This window comes from Pararhizobium sp. IMCC3301 (genome assembly GCF_030758315.1).
In the GTDB taxonomy this organism is placed as follows: domain Bacteria; phylum Pseudomonadota; class Alphaproteobacteria; order Rhizobiales.
In genome coordinates, this window is sequence record NZ_CP132336.1 from 3,698,760 (window position 1) to 3,717,516 (window position 18,757).

At 56.9% G+C, this 18,757-nt stretch carries 13 protein-coding genes; 9 read left to right on the forward strand and 4 right to left on the reverse strand.

Going from position 1 to position 18,757, the window contains the following annotated elements:
- The first annotated feature begins 51 nt into the window (after positions 1-51).
- The 7 genes from ftsZ to RAL88_RS17845 all read left to right on the forward strand — a co-directional run bounded on the left by ftsZ (position 52) and on the right by RAL88_RS17845 (position 9,636).
- Positions 52-1,908 carry a cell division protein FtsZ gene (gene ftsZ / locus RAL88_RS17815; RefSeq protein WP_306265294.1) on the forward strand — a complete coding sequence of 619 codons (1,857 nt, stop codon included), beginning with the start codon at positions 52-54 and terminating at the stop codon, positions 1,906-1,908.
- Between the two features lie 645 nt (positions 1,909-2,553).
- Entirely contained in the window at positions 2,554-3,528 is a 975-nt protein-coding gene (lpxC, locus tag RAL88_RS17820; protein WP_306265295.1) for a UDP-3-O-acyl-N-acetylglucosamine deacetylase, read from the forward strand.
- Between the two features lie 177 nt (positions 3,529-3,705).
- Complete coding sequence (locus RAL88_RS17825; protein WP_306265296.1) at positions 3,706-4,587, forward strand: outer membrane protein assembly factor BamD; 882 nt, start codon at positions 3,706-3,708, stop codon at positions 4,585-4,587.
- 40 nt (positions 4,588-4,627) lie between these two features.
- Positions 4,628-6,301, forward strand: coding sequence for a DNA repair protein RecN (gene recN / locus RAL88_RS17830; protein ID WP_306265297.1), 1,674 nt, complete (start codon positions 4,628-4,630; stop codon positions 6,299-6,301).
- A gap of 27 nt (positions 6,302-6,328) precedes the next feature.
- Positions 6,329-8,470: an NAD-dependent DNA ligase LigA gene (gene ligA, locus RAL88_RS17835; RefSeq protein ID WP_306265299.1), complete on the forward strand. Its 2,142-nt coding sequence runs from the start codon at positions 6,329-6,331 to the stop codon at positions 8,468-8,470.
- 139 nt (positions 8,471-8,609) lie between these two features.
- Positions 8,610-9,350 carry an AzlC family ABC transporter permease gene (locus RAL88_RS17840; protein ID WP_306265301.1) on the forward strand — a complete coding sequence of 247 codons (741 nt, stop codon included), beginning with the start codon at positions 8,610-8,612 and terminating at the stop codon, positions 9,348-9,350.
- A complete protein-coding gene (locus RAL88_RS17845) occupies positions 9,343-9,636 on the forward strand; it encodes an AzlD family protein (RefSeq protein WP_306265302.1) in 294 nt (97 codons plus the stop codon). The genes RAL88_RS17840 and RAL88_RS17845 overlap by 8 nt, the downstream gene beginning before the upstream one ends.
- Here RAL88_RS17845 and RAL88_RS17850 read toward each other — a convergent pair.
- Positions 9,619-11,487 carry an aminopeptidase P family protein gene (locus tag RAL88_RS17850; protein ID WP_306265303.1) on the reverse strand — a complete coding sequence of 623 codons (1,869 nt, stop codon included), beginning with the start codon at positions 11,485-11,487 and terminating at the stop codon, positions 9,619-9,621. The genes RAL88_RS17845 and RAL88_RS17850 overlap by 18 nt on opposite strands.
- 285 nt (positions 11,488-11,772) lie before the next feature.
- Between RAL88_RS17850 and RAL88_RS17855 the strand changes: the two genes are divergently transcribed.
- Positions 11,773-11,991, forward strand: a complete 219-nt coding sequence (locus RAL88_RS17855) for a hypothetical protein (RefSeq protein WP_306265304.1) — start codon at positions 11,773-11,775, stop codon at positions 11,989-11,991.
- A 95-nt stretch (positions 11,992-12,086) separates the two neighbouring features.
- Here the strand turns inward: RAL88_RS17855 and RAL88_RS17860 are convergent, their stop codons facing one another.
- Genes RAL88_RS17860 through RAL88_RS17870 form a run of 3 tightly spaced genes read right to left on the reverse strand, consistent with a single transcriptional unit; the run spans position 12,087 to position 17,044 of the window.
- Positions 12,087-12,977, reverse strand: coding sequence for a 50S ribosomal protein L11 methyltransferase (locus RAL88_RS17860; RefSeq protein WP_306265306.1), 891 nt, complete (start codon positions 12,975-12,977; stop codon positions 12,087-12,089).
- A gap of 2 nt (positions 12,978-12,979) precedes the next feature.
- Positions 12,980-15,349, reverse strand: coding sequence for an ATP-dependent helicase (locus RAL88_RS17865; protein ID WP_306265307.1), 2,370 nt, complete (start codon positions 15,347-15,349; stop codon positions 12,980-12,982).
- 48 nt (positions 15,350-15,397) lie between these two features.
- Positions 15,398-17,044: a chloride channel protein gene (locus RAL88_RS17870; RefSeq protein WP_306265308.1), complete on the reverse strand. Its 1,647-nt coding sequence runs from the start codon at positions 17,042-17,044 to the stop codon at positions 15,398-15,400.
- Between the two features lie 258 nt (positions 17,045-17,302).
- On the opposite strand from RAL88_RS17870, the gene RAL88_RS17875 reads away from it, so the two are divergent.
- Positions 17,303-18,730, forward strand: a complete 1,428-nt coding sequence (locus tag RAL88_RS17875; protein ID WP_306265309.1) for an FAD-binding oxidoreductase — start codon at positions 17,303-17,305, stop codon at positions 18,728-18,730.
- The last annotated feature ends 27 nt before the right edge of the window (positions 18,731-18,757 follow it).

Here is an 18,757-nt window from a genome sequence, read left to right on the forward strand (position 1 = left end):
AATGGAGCGGCCTGATAGCAACCGGTCGACCGAGACATTAACGAGGGTAAAATGACGATTAACTTGCAAATGCCTGAAATTACCGAACTGAAACCGCGCATTACCGTGTTCGGCGTGGGCGGTGCCGGTGGTAACGCCGTGAATAATATGATCCGCGCCGGCCTCCAGGGCGTGGACTTTGTTGTTGCCAACACCGATTCACAGGCACTGTCCATGTCCCATGCTGAACGCGTTGTTCAGATGGGCGTTGCCGTGACCGAAGGTCTTGGTGCCGGCTCGCAGCCTGAAGTGGGCCGCGCCGCAGCTGAAGAAGTCATGGATGAGATCAATGATCATCTCAACCATGTACATATGGCTTTCATTACCGCCGGTATGGGCGGTGGCACCGGAACGGGAGCCGCGCCTGTTGTTGCCCGTGCAGCCCGAGAATGCGGTATCCTGACAGTGGGTGTGGTGACGAAACCCTTCCATTTTGAAGGCAAACGCCGCATGGCGCTGGCGGAAGCCGGCATTGAAGAACTGCAGAAGCATGTCGATACACTGATTGTCATTCCCAATCAGAACCTGTTCCGTATCGCCAACGAAAAAACCACCTTCGCTGATGCGTTCGGGATGGCTGATCAGGTGCTGTATTCCGGCGTGGCCTGCATTACCGATCTGATGGTCAAGGAAGGTCTCATCAACCTCGATTTTGCCGATGTTCGCTCGGTCATGCGCGAAATGGGCAAGGCGATGATGGGAACTGGTGAGGCCGGCGGCGAAGGCCGTGCGGTTCAGGCGGCAGAAGCCGCGATCGCCAATCCGTTGCTCGATGATGTCTCGATGCGCGGTGCGCGCGGACTACTCATCTCGATCACCGGCGGTAACGATCTGACCCTGTTCGAAGTCGACGAGGCAGCTTCACGCATCCGCGAGGAAGTTGATGACGATGCCAACATCATTCTGGGCGCCACATTCGATGAAACCATGGAAGGTGTGATCCGCGTTTCCGTTGTTGCCACTGGCATTGATTCGATTGCCGAGTTGAATGCCGCCCCGGCAGACGTGCGTATGGCACAACTGACGGAACGGCTGCGCAGTGGAGCCGGTGCAGCCGGTACGTCCATCACCACATCCAACCAGACAGCCGAAGCCCAGCCACAGATCATGGCTCCGGTTCAGCAGCCCTCCGAGGCCGCACCGCGTGCCCAGGCACCAACTGCTGAAGAGCTGGAAGAAGAACTGCGGATTGCCCGTCCGGCACAGGCTTCCCAGCCAGCTGCCCGTCAGGCTCCGTCCGATCCCAACGTGACGCTGTCCCCACTGCGCTCGCATGCGCCACAGCAAGCAGCACACGAGCAGATCTACGATGCGCCTCCACTGGATGCGCCGCGCACCAGCGGTTTTGTTCCTGCCGCTGCACAGGTCCCCGAAAGCACAACACCGCGTATGCCCAAGGTGGAGGATTTCCCTCATGTTGCTCAACGCCAGATGCGGGCCCGTGACGGTTCTGCAGATGAACGTCATCACGGCGATGATGATCGCCGTCCGATGGGTTTGCTGCGCAGATTGGCAAATGTCGGTCTGGGACGCAGTGACGACGAACAGGGTCATCCGCATTCCGGCCAGCCGCAACAGCCTCATCAACAGCGGCGTCAGCCTCAGCAACCGCTTCAGCCTCAGGTTCCTGTCGCAGACCGGCAGATGTCGTCACAACCCGCTCAGCCGCGCCAGATGGCACCAGAGCCGGTGATGCAGCAATCGGCTCCGCGCCATGCGGCACCGCAGCCGGCGTCCGGCCAGCTCGATCCGCATGGACGGGCACCGGCGCCTAATCCGGTTCAGAATCATGGCTACAATCAGGCAAATTCTGCACAAGAGGATGACCAGTTGGAAATTCCCGCATTTCTGCGGCGCCAGGCTAACTGATCCTTGATCAATTTGTGTAACAAATAACCCCGCTGTGTGAGCTGCACAGCGGGGTTAATTGTTTGTTTTTCCGTCAAAAATCCAATTTAGCAGCGAATGTTGCGCAATATTACAACTGTGTCACAAAACGATAAAAAGCGTGATTTTCGTTTCCCTCGCCGAAACCCTATTGTCTGTGGCGAAAGCAAGGCGGATCGACCGGGCTTCCCAATGAACTGACCGAATGAATTGATCCTGTGAACTGACCCTATGACCCGACCCGGCAAACAGACGTTGGATTTAAGTCAAATCAGTTCATGACAATGGAAGTAATTGGAAGCGGAAGCAATTGGAAACCGGAGCGATCTGAATCTGGAAGAGAGCTGATAGAATCCGTTCAGGATCGGAGCTTGATACCAGAGGTTAAAAAAACGATCGAAAACAGACGATCAGGAACAGGCGACCGAAGACCGGCAACCGAGACCGGGTTTGTTATGCACGTTGGAGTTTGCGTGCAGATTTATTGGGGCTGACATGACAGTGTTTGATGTGAATATGACTGCGCGGAATGGCCATTCGGCTGGAGAGTTTGCTTCCCGGACAGGTCCTTGCCAGAAAAATGTTCGCTCAAAAAGTGCTGCGCTCAAATCCGCGCGTCAGACGACATTGAACAGCGATGTCCGTCTTGAAGGCATCGGAGTTCATTCCGGCAACCCGTCCTGCATTATACTTCATCCTGCCAAGAGTGGCAGTGGAATTATCTTTCTGCGCAGAGCGGAAGGGGACCAGATCGATCAGTTGATACCGGCCCATGTCAGCAATGTTGGCGATACCCGCCTTTGCACGGTTCTTGGCGATCCTGAGGATCTTTATGTAGCGACCGTTGAGCATCTTCTGGCCGCGTTGCGCGGCATGAATGTGGACAATGTGCTGATCGAGATTGATGCCGCCGAAGTGCCGGTGATGGATGGCAGTTCAGGCGCATTTGTGGAAGCCATCCGCATGGTCGGCACCAGAAAACAATCCGCGCCACGGCGTTATATTCGTGTGTTGCGGCAGGTCGAAGCATCTCACGGCAAGGCCCATGCGGTTCTCAGGCCGCATGACGGCACAAGGTTTGATATCGAGATCGATTTTGAATCCGAAGCGATTGGCCACCAGCGTTTTATTACCGAACTGACACCAGAGGTTTTTGCCAGAGATATTTCCCGGGCGCGGACCTTCGGATTTCTCGCCGAGGCAAAGCAATTGCGGGCAATGGGCCTGGCCCAGGGTTCCTCCTTCGATAATTCAGTTGTCATTGACGAGGACCGTGTCCTCAACGCGGAAGGTCTGCGCTACGAAGACGAGTTTGTCCGGCATAAACTGCTTGACGCGATTGGCGATCTGGCCCTTGCGGGCTCACAGATTCTGGGTGAATACAAATCTGTCTGCGGCGGGCACAAGCTGAATTCCATGATTTTGGAAGCCCTGTTCGCCGATGAGGAAAACTGGTGTTACGAGGATGCAGTTCCCCTGGAGGAACGTGGGTCGGAACGTGGCTCGGAACGTGGCTTGGAGCGTGGCATGTATTCAACACCTGTGGGTGCTCCCGTCGGTCTGCAGGCTGCCAGCCAGCCGGTTGCCGCTGCCAAGGCCTGAGCAACTCCGCCAGCGGCCACCGTTTTGCCATTCTTGCTTGCCAGAACAAGGCTGCAGGGTTCCTGCTGAAACCTGTTTTTCCCGGACCTATCTGTCTGATAATGGTGGTCTCTGGCGAAAATTTCAGCTATAAACCGCCCGTGTTCATTTAAGCTGCGTATTAGAGACTGTCTGACTATGGCTCCTACCAATTTGCCTCATCCGTTTTCCAGCATTGATCGGCTTTCGATGCGTGCGCTGTCGCGCCTGATTCTGGTTGCCGGTCTGGGCTTCACGGTGGCAGCTTGTGCCTCCAAGGCGGATGACTATGGGGAACTGGCTTTCGAAGAGCCCGATCCGGCGGACAAGACGTATAATGAGGGCTTGTCGCTGCTGAATTCCGGCAAGGTCGGCAAGGCGGCAGACAAGTTTCAGGAAGTCGACAAGGCATATCCTTATTCCGACTGGGCGCGGCGGTCTTTGATCATGTCCACTTTTGCCAGTTACAAGTCCGGAGATTATGATAGTGCAGTCACATCCGGAAAGCGTTACGTGTCGCTTTATCCGACTACTCCGGATGCAGCCTATGCTCAATATCTGATCGGCGAGAGCTATTTCCGCCAGATCCCGGACATCACCCGCGATCAGGAAATGGCGGCCCGCGCCCTGGGTGCGATGGATGAGGTGGTGCGGAAATATCCGGAAAGCGAATATGCTGATGATGCGCGCCGCAAAACCCAGGCTGCGCGCGATCAGATAGCCGGCCAGGAAATGATGGTCGGCCGCTATTATCTGGAGCGCAAGAATTTCCCCGGAGCCCTCAACCGCTTCAAGACCGTGGTCAATGACTATCAGACCACCCGCCATGTCGAAGAGGCGCTGATGCGTCTTGTCGAGACCTATCTGGCGATGGGTATTGTCAGCGAAGCCCAGACTGCAGCCGCCGTTCTGGGGCACAATTATCCCGATAGCGAATGGTATAAGGATGCCTATGCGCTGCTTGATACAGGTGGCTACCAGCCGCAGAATAATAAAGGCTCCTGGATTTCAAGGGCATTTGCAGCAGCTATTCCCGGCTAGTTGCATCGCCTGCGTTTAAGCTTGAAGGGGCCGAGGGTACATGCTGGCGAATCTTACGATCCGCGACATCGTTCTTATCGACCAATTGCAAATCAGTTTTGAGCCTGGCCTGACCGTTCTGACCGGTGAGACTGGCGCCGGAAAATCCATTCTGCTGGATTCATTGTCGCTGGCTCTGGGCGCAAGAGGAGATGGTGGCCTGGTCCGCGAGGGCCAGGAAAAGGGCGCCGTCACCGCCAGCTTTGATCTGCCCCCAACCCATCATGTTTTTTCGCTCATCAGGGCACACGATCTCAACAGTGAGGGCGAGCTGATCCTGCGCCGTGTCCAATCCGCCGATGGCAGGACGCGTGCCTTCATCAATGATCAGCCGGTAAGCGCGACCTTGCTCCGTGAAATCGGCGAGCAACTCATTGAAATCCATGGGCAGCATGATGATCGCGCTCTGGTCGACCCTGCCACCCATCTTGTGCTGCTTGATGCATTTGGTGGTCTGGAAGACAATTGCGCAGATGTCGCTGCGCTTTTCAGGCAATGGCGCGGCAAGAAGGAAGAGCTGTCACGGCTCAGCCAGCAAGTCGCAGAAGCTGCGCGAGAGGCCGATTATCTGCATGCCAGCGTTGAAGAACTCAGCACTCTGTCGCCTCAGGAGGGTGAAGAAGAGGAACTCGCCGCCAAGCGTCAATCGATGATGCAGGCCGAAAAGGTCGCTGGCGATATCAATGAGGCCTATGAAGCTGTCGCCGGGCCGCAATCTCCGGTACCGGTCATCGCCAGTCTGATGCGGCGGCTGGAACGCAAGGCGGCACAGGCCCCCGGATTGCTCGATGAAGCTCTTGCAGCGCTGGATCGTGCCCTGCTGGCACTGGATGAGAGTGCGTCTGCGTTGGGGATTGCCCTGCGCGCCACCGAGTTCGATGCTTCAGTTCTGGAAAATTCTGAAGAACGTCTGTTCGCCCTTCGCGCTGCCGCGCGCAAATTCAACGTGCCTGTTGAAAATCTCAATGCTCTTGCCGTCAAAATGGCCGATGAAATGGATGCGCTGGATAACAGCGCCGAACGCCTGGCCGGACTTGAGCACGAAACCGCAAAGGCGGAAACTGCCTTCGTCTCGGCCGCACGCGCCGTGTCGGGGCAGCGTCAGCACGCTGCAATCGCATTGGAAGAGGCCGTGGCCAGCGAACTGCCGTCACTGAAGCTGGACCATGCCCGTTTTCTGGTTGATTTTCACAGCGACGAGGCGCAGCGCAGCGAGCGCGGCATCGACCAGGCGGCATTCTGGGTTCAGACCAACCCGGGAACACGGCCGGGGCCGATGTGGAAAGTGGCGTCCGGAGGCGAATTATCGCGGTTTCTGCTCGCCCTCAAAGTCGCTCTGGCCGACAAGGGCTCTGCACCCTGTTTGATTTTTGACGAAATTGATACAGGTGTCGGCGGTGCCGTTGCCGAGGCCATCGGGCACCGCCTGGCGCGGCTGGCAGAGCGGGTCCAGGTCTTGTCAGTCACCCATGCCCCTCAGGTTGCCGCACGGGCAACCGGCCACCTGCTGATCGAAAAAGCCGGTGTCAGCGGCCAGAACCGCGTTGAAACCGCAGTTCATTCCATCGGCGGAACAGCCCGCAAGGAAGAGATCGCCCGGATGCTGGCCGGTGCCACCATTACAAATGAAGCACGAGCCGCTGCAGAAAAGCTGATTGCGGGCTCAAGCGGTTAAATTTGGCGGTTAGATTTGGGGCAGGACATGACACATCTGGAGGCGATAGCGGTTGACGCTCTGACGCTGGAACAGGCGGCGCTTGAACTGGAGCGTCTCGCCGCTGACATTGCGCGCCATGACCAGCACTATCACCAGGACGACGCTCCGCAGATCAGCGACGCGGATTTTGATACGCTGAAGCGCCGCAATCTGGACATCGAGATGCGGTTTCCGGAACTGGTGCGTTCGGATTCGCCGAGCGGGCGCGTTGGATATACGCCGTCTGAAAAATTCTCAAAACACTCTCATTCCGTACCGATGTTATCGCTCGACAACGCCTCTTCCCAAGACGATGTTTCGGACTTTGTTGCGCGCATCAGGCGGTTTCTGGGCCTCGGCACGGATGTTTCCATTCCCATCAGCGCGGAGCCGAAGATCGACGGTCTGTCCGCGAGCCTGCGTTATGAGGACGGGCGTTTGATTGTCGGAGCCACCCGTGGCGATGGCCAGGTCGGCGAGACTGTCACCGAAAATCTGCGCACTGTGCGAAATATCCCGCAGCAGCTGGCCGGGTCCGACTGGCCAGAAATTGTCGAGGTGCGCGGCGAAGTTTACATGGCGCATGAGGATTTCAGTGCCCTCAATGCACGCATATCGGACAGCGGGCGTCAATTTGCCAATCCCAGAAACGCTGCGGCCGGATCGCTTCGCCAGCTCGATGCCCGCATCACCGCAGAACGGTCGCTGAAATTCTTTGCCTATGCCTGGGGCGAAATCAGCGAACCGGTCGCCGAGAGCCAGATGGCGATGATCGGCAAATTTTCTGACTGGGGTTTCGCAGTCAATCCGCTGATGCAGCTGTGCGACAGCGTTGAAGATCTCATTGAAGTCTACAATCACATCGAGGCGCAGCGGGCTGTGCTGGGATATGACATTGACGGTGTGGTCTATAAAGTCGACGATCTGGCTTTGCAGGCCCGCCTTGGCTTTGCTTCGCGCTTTCCGCGCTGGGCCATTGCCCATAAATTTCCCGCCGAACAGGCCACAACAATCCTCCAGGATATAGAAATTCAGGTCGGGCGAACCGGCGCTCTGACGCCGGTGGCAAAGCTGCATCCCGTGACGGTTGGCGGTGTAGTGGTGTCCAATGCCACGTTGCATAATGGCGATTATATTGCCGGTATCGGCGCTAATGGAGAGCCGATTCGGGATGGTCGGGATTTGCGGATCGGCGATCAGGTCACGGTTCAGCGGGCAGGGGATGTCATTCCCCAGATTGTTGATGTTGATATTTCAGCCCGCCCGGAGACCTCTGAACCTTTTCAATTTCCAACCCTTTGCCCGGTCTGCGGCAGCCATGCCGTGCGCGAGGTCAACGCGAAAACCGGCAAGATCGATGCGGTGCGGCGCTGCACCGGCGGATTGATCTGCCCGGCCCAGGCGGTGGAAAAGCTGAAACATTTTGTCTCCCGCAATGCGCTTGATATTGATGGCTTTGGCGACAAGCAGGCGGAAGCCTTTTATCATGATGGTCTGGTGACCCGGCCGGCAGATATTTTCACCCTTCAGGCTCGTGACAGGCGCTCACTGAAACGCCTCAAAGACCGTGAGGGCTGGGGCGCAACCTCGGCACGCAACCTGTTTGAGGCAATTGACGCGCGCCGCGCAGTCGATTTGAACAGATTTATCTTCGCTCTCGGAATCCGTCACGTTGGCGAGGGCACAGCCAAATTGCTGACCCGCCATTATGAGGATTTTGAAGCCTTGCGCATAGCGGTCAAGGCGGCCAGCGATGAAAATTCCGATGCCTGGACCGATCTTGTCAATATTGACGGCATTGGCGAAACCGTTGCGCAGGCTCTGCTGGCATTCTTTTGCGAACCGCACAATGACGAAGCCCTGGATGACCTGCTGCAGCAGGTAACACCGGCACCAATGGAGAAAACTACGGGTGACAGTCCGGTGGCAGGCAAGACAGTGGTGTTCACCGGTGCGCTGGAGAAGTTCAGCCGCGATGAGGCCAAAGCGATGGCCGAACGGCTCGGCGCAAAAGTCGCTGGATCGGTTTCCAAAAAGACTGATCTTCTGGTTGCCGGTCCGGGCGCAGGTTCAAAGCTGAAAAAGGCCAGGGAACTGGAAATTGACACAATCGATGAAGATGGCTGGCTCGCCCTGATCGGCAAATAGAATATCCGCAGCGGTCGCGGTGATTGCCTTCGCCCGAATCGCATTCGATTTGCTGATAGGTGCTGTCAGCACAATGCGTGTGCAATTGCGATAGGCCAGCGCTATAAGACAGCATTGCTGACTTATTCGGACTTTCTTCATGACGGCTGGTGAGCTACAAATCAACGAGCGCCGGGAATTCACTGATGGTGCAAAAGCGGCATTGCCGGTCATCGCAGCGGTGGTGCCATTCGGTGCAGTTTATGGCGCTGCGGCTGTTTCCAAGGGCCTGACGCTGTTTGAAACAATGTTCATGAGCAGCACCGTGTTTGCCGGCGCAAGCCAGATGGTGGCGATTGATCTGCTGGCCACGCCTTTGCCGTTCTGGACGATTGTTCTGTCGGTTTTTGCGGTCAATTTCCGGCATATTCTCTACAGCGCGTCGCTGGGGCGCAAAATGCACCGCTTCGGCCCGCTCAACAAGGCGTTGGCGTTCCTGCTGCTGGTTGACCCGCAATGGGCGGTTTCGGAGAAGCGAGCACTGTCGCAACCACTGACCCCCTGGTTCTATTTCGGCCTTGCTTTGCCGCTTTATATATCATGGCTGCTTGCATCAGGGCTGGGCGCAGCATTTGGAAAACTGGTGACCAATCCGCAGGTCATCGCGCTCGATTTCATCCTGCCGATATATTTCATCGCTATTCTGATGAGCTTTCGCCAGCGTTATGGCTGGCTGTCGGTTGTTCTTGTTTCCGGCTTGGCAGCGCTTCTGGCTTACTGGACAGTCGGTCCGCCGTGGCATGTGGCAAGTGGCGCGTTTGCCGGCATCCTGTATGCCGCGTGGCGTGGCAAACCGAAGGAACTTCTGGCCCTGACGCCAGGCAAGGCCCGCAATGTCTGACATCATCTGGTTAATTGTCGCCTTAGCCGGTCTGACCTATGCGACCCGTTTTGGCGGTCATGTCATCTTGTCCCGGTTCAAACGCATCAACCCCCGGCTTGAAGCCGCCCTTGATGCTGTTCCGGCAGCTGTCATTACCGCACTTGTGGTTCCTGCTGCTTTTACATCCGGACTGCCGGAACTGGCCGGAGTTGCGGTCGCAGTTCTGGCGAGCTTGCGCTATTCCATGCTGGGTGTGGTGCTGTCTGCCACGGCGACAGTGGCGCTACTACGCTATCTGTTCTGAACTTTTGCGCATCAGGGGCGAGGTTGCCCGCGACAGCCAGGCGACTTCCTCCGGGTTCAGCAGATCAATGTGGATAAGCTTTTCAAACACCTCGTGGTGATAATCATTGAGCCAGTCGAGTTCCGGATCGCTGAGAAGATCCAGCTCTATCGCACGCGTGTCGAAGGGACAGAAAGTCAGTGTCTCGAAGCCCATCATCGGTAGATCGCCGCCGTCAACCGCTGTGGCCTCTTCAACAATCAACAGATTTTCCAGCCGAATTCCGAAATGCCCGGGTTTGTAATATCCCGGCTCATTCGACAGGATCATGCCCGGTTCAAGCGCCACATGACCGGCTTTGGAAATCCGTGCCGGGCCTTCATGGACGCACAGATAGGCACCAACTCCATGGCCGGTGCCATGCGCAAAGTCGGCGCCGGACATCCAGAGCGGAAGACGCGCCAGCGTATCAAGCTGCGCCCCTGTGGTGGTGCCGGGAAAGCGCGCTGTGGCAACGGCAATATGGCCGCGCAACACCTGCGTAAAGCGTTGTTTGCGCTCCGCATCGAGCGAACCGATGGCAATGGTCCGGGTAATGTCGGTGGTACCATCGTAATACTGCCCGCCGGAATCCACCAGATAGAGTGAATTGTCTGTCAGCACCGCATTGTGGTGCTCCATCACCCGGTAATGCGGCAGCGCGGCGTTCTCACCGGCCGCAGAGATGGTATCAAACGACAACTCGCGAAGCTCCATACCATCGGCAGTGGCGGTTTCACGCCTGGTGTCTTCCAGCTTCCGGGCAGCATCAATTTCGCTGACGCTGCCGGCCTCTTGCTGGTCCAGCCAGCACAGAAACCGCACCATCGCCGCACCATCGCGCAGATGCGCGCGACGCATGCCTTGCAGCTCAACCGGATTTTTGCGTGCCTTCATCGGCACAACGGGATCAGTGCCCTCAATCAGGGTTGCGCCACCACGCTGAAGCGCAAGGCGAACAGCATCGGCGCAACTGTCCGGATCAATCAGGATCGCGGGCTTGGTTTCCGCAAACGCCTCCAGCGAGCGGCCAAAATCAGCAATCTCTTCAATGTCGACAGACTGCGACAAATTGCTGCGAACCGAGTTTGACAGTTTTTCGCCATCGACCCACAGGATCGGTCTTGCATCTTTTTTCAACAGCGCAAAGGCAAGGGCAACCGGGTTATGGGCCACATCATTACCTCTGATATTGAACGCCCATGCAATCGAATCGGTCAGCGTCAGCAGCGCTGCATCAGCACCGCTTTCGCCGAGTTGGGCGGATAGTCTTTTCAGTTTTTCAGAGCTGCTTTCTCCGGAAAATGCCTCGTCCTGCAGAAAAACCTGGCCTTTTGCAGGCACTGGCCGTCCATCCGCTTCCCAGCTCTGATCGACCAGATCAACCGGACAGGAAACCAGTTCCGCGCCGGCGGCCTGGCAGGCCTCCTTTAACTTTCGCACTTGCGCAATGGTCAGGTAAAACCCGTGATAGCCGATGCGCTGGCCGGGTTTCAGATTGGATTTGAGCCATTTCGCCGGCGTTGTGGCAGAGACATCTACCATACTGAAAACGTCGCCATCAATCTGTTGCACAGCCTGCTCCAGATAGCGCCCGTCGACAAACAGAATGCCTTTTCCGGAGTGAATGATGGCCCATCCGGCCGAGCCGGTGAATCCGGTCAGATAGGCCAGGCGTTCCTGATCTGCAGGCAGATATTCACTTTGATGCGCATCGGCATGAGCGATGACATAGCCGTCAAGCGCGTTGTCTTTCAGGCATTTGACAAAGCTTTCCATTCTGGAGCCGAGCAGCCTCTTCTCAACAGGAGGCCGGGCAAAGGACTGAAACATGATGGAAACTCCTGCTACTCCGGGGGTTAGAGATGCGTATGACGTGGCGATAATTGAAAGTCAAAGCTGAAGTCCATGCTGCATTGCGGCGCAATTTGTTCGCATATGCAAAAAACGCAAGGCTGGCATGCAGCATTAAGCCTTTAAATATCCGGTCTGATAGCTAAATTCACAACAACAGAGCGACGCACTTTACTCCCTCCCAGACGTTGACGGCGACCCTCCCACGCTGACAACACAAAGTGCGTCGCTCTATACGTTTTTCGACAGCTAAGGACCAAGAACATGGCTACAACTGCCTCTTTTACAAATGTCCCTGCTCGTGTCGCCGGTTCAAATTCGGTATTCCGTCGTGTTATGGACCGCATGGTTTCCGCACGGGAAAAGCAGGTATCCCGTTACGTCAATGGGTACCTTCTGACACTTGATGACCAAACTTTGACCGAACACGGCTATAATCGCAAAGCGCTTGAAAAAGCAGGCTCTTCGATTTACCCGTTCTAAGTCAGTCTATCTGCGACTTTCGGCCACGCCGGACTGCCAGCAGGCAGACCGGCGTGGTTTTTTTATGCCTGATCCTGTTCGCACCGAAGGGGTCTTCAGAGCGCAGCGTGAAAGGTCAGCGTCGTCCAGCCTTCCCGTGAGGCACGGCGCTGCAGCCTCAGCCTGCGGGCAATATAGGCCGCCACCACACGGTCTGCCTGTTCGTCCAGAATGCCGGACAGGACCAGCGAACCACCGGCGGCCAACTGCCCGCCAATCTCACCCGCCATCTGCATCAGGGGGCCGGCCAGAATATTGGCGACAATCAGATCGAATGGCGCATTGTCGCGAATCGCAGGGTGGTGCATCCCGTCCGCCTCGATAATCTGGAGCCAATTGGCGACCCGGTTCAATAATGCATTCTCGCTGGCAATTTTGACTGACACGGCATCAATATCACTGGCGAGCACTGGCTGATGGCAGGCCTTCGCCAGCGCGATCGCCAGCAATCCGGTTCCCGTGCCCAGATCAAACATATTCTGGAAAGACCTGCGCCGGAGCAAATCCTCCAAGGCCTCAAGGCATCCAGCTGTCGTGCCGTGATGGCCGGTTCCAAAGGCCTGACCCGCCTCGATTTCAATGCTGACTGCTCCAGCAGGTCTGCGCGCTGTGTCATGGGCACCATGGACAAAAAAACGGCCCGCACTGACCGGCTTCAGCCCTTCCAGGCTGAGCGCTACCCAGTCCTGATCTTCCACATCCTCCTGGTTGAATTGGAGGCCTAACGCATCTGATCCGAGACGGTCAGTCAGCCTGGCAAGAACTTCATCAATCGCGTCCTTAGGCACATAAATATCGATGCTCCATTGATTCGGGCCCGGAGCGTCCGATTCGACTTCAAAATGTGACATCGCATAGCCGTCATCTTCAAACAGAGCTTCCAGCATGATGTAGATGCGGCGGGCTTCAGGAGCGTCCAGACGCAGCGAAATTCGGGATTGGATCATGGTCAGTGGGTTTCCAGAAAGCTGTCGACGACTTTTTTACGACCGGCCTTGTCGAAATCAACCGTCAGCTTGTTGCCGTCGATCTGGGCAATCAGTCCATAGCCGAATTTGATATGAAACACCCGTTCGCCAAGGGTAAAGGCGGAGGTGGCGGCAGTCCCGCTTTTCGCCACCAACTCGCCTTCAATTGTGCGCGGACCGCTATTGCCACGTTTGAATTCGTCACTTTTGCGATGCTGCTGGGCGCGCTGCCAGCCAGGGGTGGCATAGGTATTTTGAAATGCATCCTGAGTGTCAAACCGGCTTGCGCCATAGGATCCGGCGCCCGATGACCCATAGCCGCCATAGCTGGAGCCACTGTCATTGATCTCGGCATGGGTTTCCGGCAGTTCGTCGAGAAACCGTGAGGGAATCGAGGATTGCCAGGTGCCGTGAATGCGGCGGTTCGAGACAAACCAGATTTTTGCGGATTTTTTGGCCCGCGTCAGGCCGACATAGGCAAGCCGGCGCTCTTCTTCCAGCCCGCTTCGTCCCGACTCATCAAGCGCTCTTTGATGAGGAAACAGCCCTTCTTCCCAGCCCGGCAGATACACGGTGTTAAATTCAAGACCTTTGGCGGAATGAAGCGTCATGATGCTGACAGCATCATAATCCTCTTTGGTGTCGACATCCATGACCAGCGAAATATGTTCCAGAAAGCCGCCCAAGCTCTCAAACTCATCCATCGAGCGGATCAGTTCCTTGAGGTTTTCCAGTCGACCCGGCGCATCGGCGGAACGGTCATTCTGCCACATCTCCGTATAGCCGCTCTCATCCAGAATAATCTCGCCGATCTCGGTATGCGGCAGATGCTCTGCCTGCTCACGCCACCGCGCCAGATTATTCACCAGATCGGCCAGCGCCTTGCGCGGCTTTGGCTTCAATTCTTCGGTTTGAACCAGATCATGGGCCGCCGCAATCAGCGGGATCTGCCGTTTGCGGGCAAAGGCGTGCAGCAAATTGAGTGTGGCATCTCCCAGACCGCGCCGCGGCGTGTTGACAATGCGCTCAAACGCCAGATCATCCGCCGGCTGCAATGTGGCGCGGAAATAGGCCAATGCATCGCGGATTTCCATGCGCTCGTAAAACCGTGGTCCGCCGATCACCCGGTAGTTCAGGCCCAGGGTTACAAAGCGGTCTTCAAAGGAGCGCATCTGGAACGACGCCCGGACCAGAATCGCCATATCATTCAGCGCGTGGCCGCCGCGTTGCAGCTGTTCAATGTCTTCGCCAATGGCGCGGGCCTCCTCCTCGGAATCCCACACATTGGAGACGATAACCGGGTGTCCCATTTCGCCGGTATCAGTGAACAGGGTTTTGCCGAGCCGGTCTTCATTGTTTTCAATAAGCCCGGCAGCCGCCCCCAGAATATGTCCGGTGGAGCGGTAATTGCGTTCCAGCCGGATGACTTTGGCACCGGGAAAATCCTTCTCAAAGCGCAGAATATTGTCAACTTCCGCGCCCCGCCAGCCATAGATCGACTGATCGTCATCGCCGACACAACAGATGTTGCGACTGCCCTGGGCGAGAAGCCGCAGCCACATATATTGTGCCACATTGGTATCCTGATACTCATCGACCAGAATGAATTTGAAGCGGCTGTGGTAGTCCTTCAGCACGTCTGGATGAGTGCGGAAAAGTGTCAGGCATTCCAGCAGAAGATCACCGAAATCAACCGCGTTGAGGGCCTTCAGGCGGTCCTGATAGGCCTTGTACAATGCACCGGCCTTGCCGTCGGCATAGCTTCCGATATTTCCCTTGGGCACCTGGTCTGGTGTCCAGCCGCGGTTTTTCCAGCTGTCGATGATGCTGGCGAGCTGGCGTGCCGGCCAGCGTTTTTCATCAATATTGGCCGCTTTGATGATCTGCTTCATCAACCGGATCTGGTCATCGGTGTCGAGAATGGTGAAATTCGGTTTCAGGCCGGCAAGTTCGGCATGCCGCCGCAGCAGTTTGACGCCGATCGAGTGAAATGTGCCAAGCCACGGCATGCCTTCGACCGCGCCACCGATCAGCCGGCCGACCCGGTCTTTCATTTCGCGGGCGGCCTTGTTGGTAAAGGTCACCGACAGGATTTGTCCGGGATGGGCCTGACCGGTCGCCAGAATATGGCCGATGCGGGTGGTCAGAACCCGGGTTTTTCCGGTGCCCGCCCCCGCCAGCACCAGCAGCGGCCCCTCAATGCTTTCAACCGCATCGCGCTGTTCGGCGTTCAATCCGTCCAGATAGGGTGCCACCGGCCGTTCGGATGCAGCGCGCTCGGTGGCCCGGGCAGCCAGCCCGTCAGCCTTGGGCGTATGCGCTGTAACAGAAGATTTGGAATGTGTGGCCATGATGGATGCTGTGATTCGCTGTGTTGTTATCCTGTCAAGATAGGACAGCTAGCGATGCTCTTCCACATTGGCGTCAATCATAGCTTCGTTAAAATAGGCCAGCGCCTTGACCTCCAACGCCCAGCCGGCAAAGGACGGGTTTTTTCCGCTCGAAACAACCGGGATTCGGCTCTGGCCGGTTTCGTCAAAAGTGCGCAAGGCGCTCTCCAGCGTATCCTTCAGAAAAAGCACTTTTGTATCACCGTCAAACCGGTAGCCCTCTTCAAGAAACTCGGCATCCTCTTCCAGGTTCGGGGGTAGCAGAAATTCAGCAACGCGCACCTTCTGCACCAGATATTTATGCGGCCCGACATTGACGAACAGACCGCGCATTTCCAGCTGCCAGTGGAAATGCGAGCGGCCGTGAATAGCCAACGTCAGGCCAACGGCAACCGATACGGTCAGCAGCAAGGCAATGGTCAGACCGTAACCGCCGGTCAGCTCAAACACGATCATCGTCGTCGAGATCGGTGCGCCAAGGACCGCGGCGGCCACTGCACCCATGCCCAAAATGGCATAGAGGCCCTGACTGGAGGCCGTTTCCGGAAAGGCGCTGGCGGCGATAATACCGAATGCGCCGCCGGTCATGGCGCCGATGTAAAGCGCAGGGGAAAATATGCCACCGCCAAAACGTGACGCCAGGGTAATTGACGTTGCTGCGGTTTTGGCCACGATCAGCGCCAGCATCAGAAACAGCGGTAATTGCTGCTTCAAAGCCTGATCGGTTGCCTCATAGCCAACGCCCAGAACCTGTGGAAACATCAGTGCAATCGCACCCACCAGAAACCCGCCGACAACCGGGCGCATAAAAAACGGCACCGTCAGGCGGCGGGCGAAATAGTCGGTGGTGATCAGCGAGAACTGGAAGATCACTGCCACCAGGGCACAAACAATGCCGAGAATGAAGAAGGCCGGAAATTCAAGATAGGAGGTGATCTGATAGATCGGGATTTCAAACGCGGCAACATCTCCAATCCACAGTCTGGACAGGATGGTGCCGCAGACCGAGGCAATCACAATTGGCACAAAGGCGGTGGTAGCGTAGTGGCCAAGAACAACTTCAAGGGCAAACAGCACCCCGGCAATAGGCGCATTGAAGCTGGCGGAAACCGCACTGGCAACGCCGCATCCAAGCAGGGTGCGCCGGCTGGTTTCCGACAGGCCCAGACCACGTGTAATTGCCGCCGCCAGGGTTGCGCCCAGATGCACGATAGGACCCTCGCGCCCGGCACTGGCACCCGAGCCGAGCGACAATGCTGTCAGCACCGCGCTTCTGAGACCGGCTCTCAGCCCCAGGCTCTCTGTGCCCGACACCCTGGCCTCGATCACGTCGGCCACACCTCCGGTGCGCCGTCCAGGGTGAAAATACTGCAACACCAGTCCGACCAGCAATCCGCCGGCTGCCGGCGCAAGGAGAATCAGCCACCACGGCACTCGTGCTGCTGCCGTTGTCACCTGTTCTGATGCGTCCGCCAGCCAGAGCCACTGAAACGCCCCGATTGCCAGACGAAACAGAATCGCCGCCACCGCCACGCCAAAGCCGATGACCACGGCGAGAATCCATATGGCTGGCTGCCGGGTACTGGTAAACACCCGCCAATTCGGCTCTATCCAGCCATGCGCAATCCCGTAGAAGCGTTTGATCTGCGCACTCACGGACGGGCCCGGTCTTCGTAGCCGCGAAAGGCTCTGATTCCAGAGTTAAAACAGAAATGTATGATCTGCGCTGCCACAGGGTTTTTCCAACCAATCAGACGGACCGAAGCAGGGTTCCGGCCTTGTGTAGCAGTCAGAAACCATGACGAATTGGACGGCGTCAAGGGACAATACCCGGATCGTTACAAGTATGGCTTGGTATCGTCGCTTTGCTTTGCTAACCAGATAGCGAAATGCAACTTACAGGGTAGGCAGCAAATGTCAGCGGATTTTGTTGAGCGGAACACGGCACGCGGAGACATCGCAACGGTCAACGCTGTTCTAAAACAGCGTTTTGGCGAGCGGTTTTCGACCGCCCCGGCGGTGCGCCAGCAACACGGACACACCACGTCCTGGATCAAAAACCAGCCGCCGGAGGGGGTGGTGTTTGTTGAATCCACAGAAGAAGTCGCCGCTGTGGTAAGCATCTGCGCCGAACACAACATCCCGATCATTCCGTTCGGCACCGGCACCTCGCTGGAAGGCCATGTCAATGCGCCCGAAGGCGGCATCTCGCTTGATCTGTCAAAGATGAACCGTGTTCTGGCTGTCAACACTGATGATCTGGATTGCGTGGTCGAACCGGGCGTCACCCGCAAGCAACTCAATGAATATCTGCGTGATACCGGCCTGTTTTTCCCGATTGATCCGGGCGCAGATGCAAGTCTCGGCGGAATGGCCTCAACCCGCGCCTCCGGCACCAATGCGGTGCGTTATGGCACCATGCGCGACAATGTCATCAATCTGACCGCAGTCCTGCCAGATGGCCGCATTCTGAAAACCGGCAACCGGGCGCGCAAAAGCTCAGCCGGATATGATCTTGCACGGCTTCTGATCGGGTCGGAGGGCACGCTTGGCATCATCACCGAACTGACTTTGAAATTACAGGGCATTCCCCAGGCGATTTCCGGTGGTGTCTGCCCGTTTCCCACCATCGAGGACGCCTGCAATGCCGTCATTCAAACCATTCAATACGGCATTCCGGTTGCCCGAATTGAACTTCTCGACACGCTTCAGGTCAAAGCCTGCAATGCCTATTCCAATCTGCATCTGAGCGAACAACCGACCCTGTTTGTGGAATTTCACGGCAGTGATGCCGGGGTTGCCGAGCAGGCCGAAATGTTCGGCGAGATTGCAAAAGACTGTAGCGGCGGAGAGTTCGTCTGGACCGCTCAGGCTGAAGAGCGCACAAAACTCTGGCAGGCGCGTCACGATGCCTATTGGGCATCGCTGGGGCTGCGGCCGGGTGCCGAAGGCATTTCAACCGATGTCTGTGTGCCAATCTCGCGGCTGGCTGAATGTGTCACCCAAACCGCAGCCGACATTAAGGAACTGGGATTTATAGCCCCCATTGTCGGTCATGTCGGCGACGGAAACTTTCATGTTCTGGTGCTGGTGGATATGGACGACGCCGAGGAAGTGGCACGCGCCGCCGGCTTTGTGTCAAAACTCAACAAACGCGCCATTGCCATGGATGGCACCTGCACGGGAGAACATGGGATCGGCCAGGGCAAGATTCCCTATCTTGAAGCGGAAATCGGTCATGGCGTTGATATTATCCGCCAGATCAAGCATGTCATCGACCCGCAGAACATCATGAATCCCGGCAAGATCGTGCCGACCCGCGACAAAGCGTCCTCAACCTGATTTCTCTGCAGCCAGTCAAAGAATTCG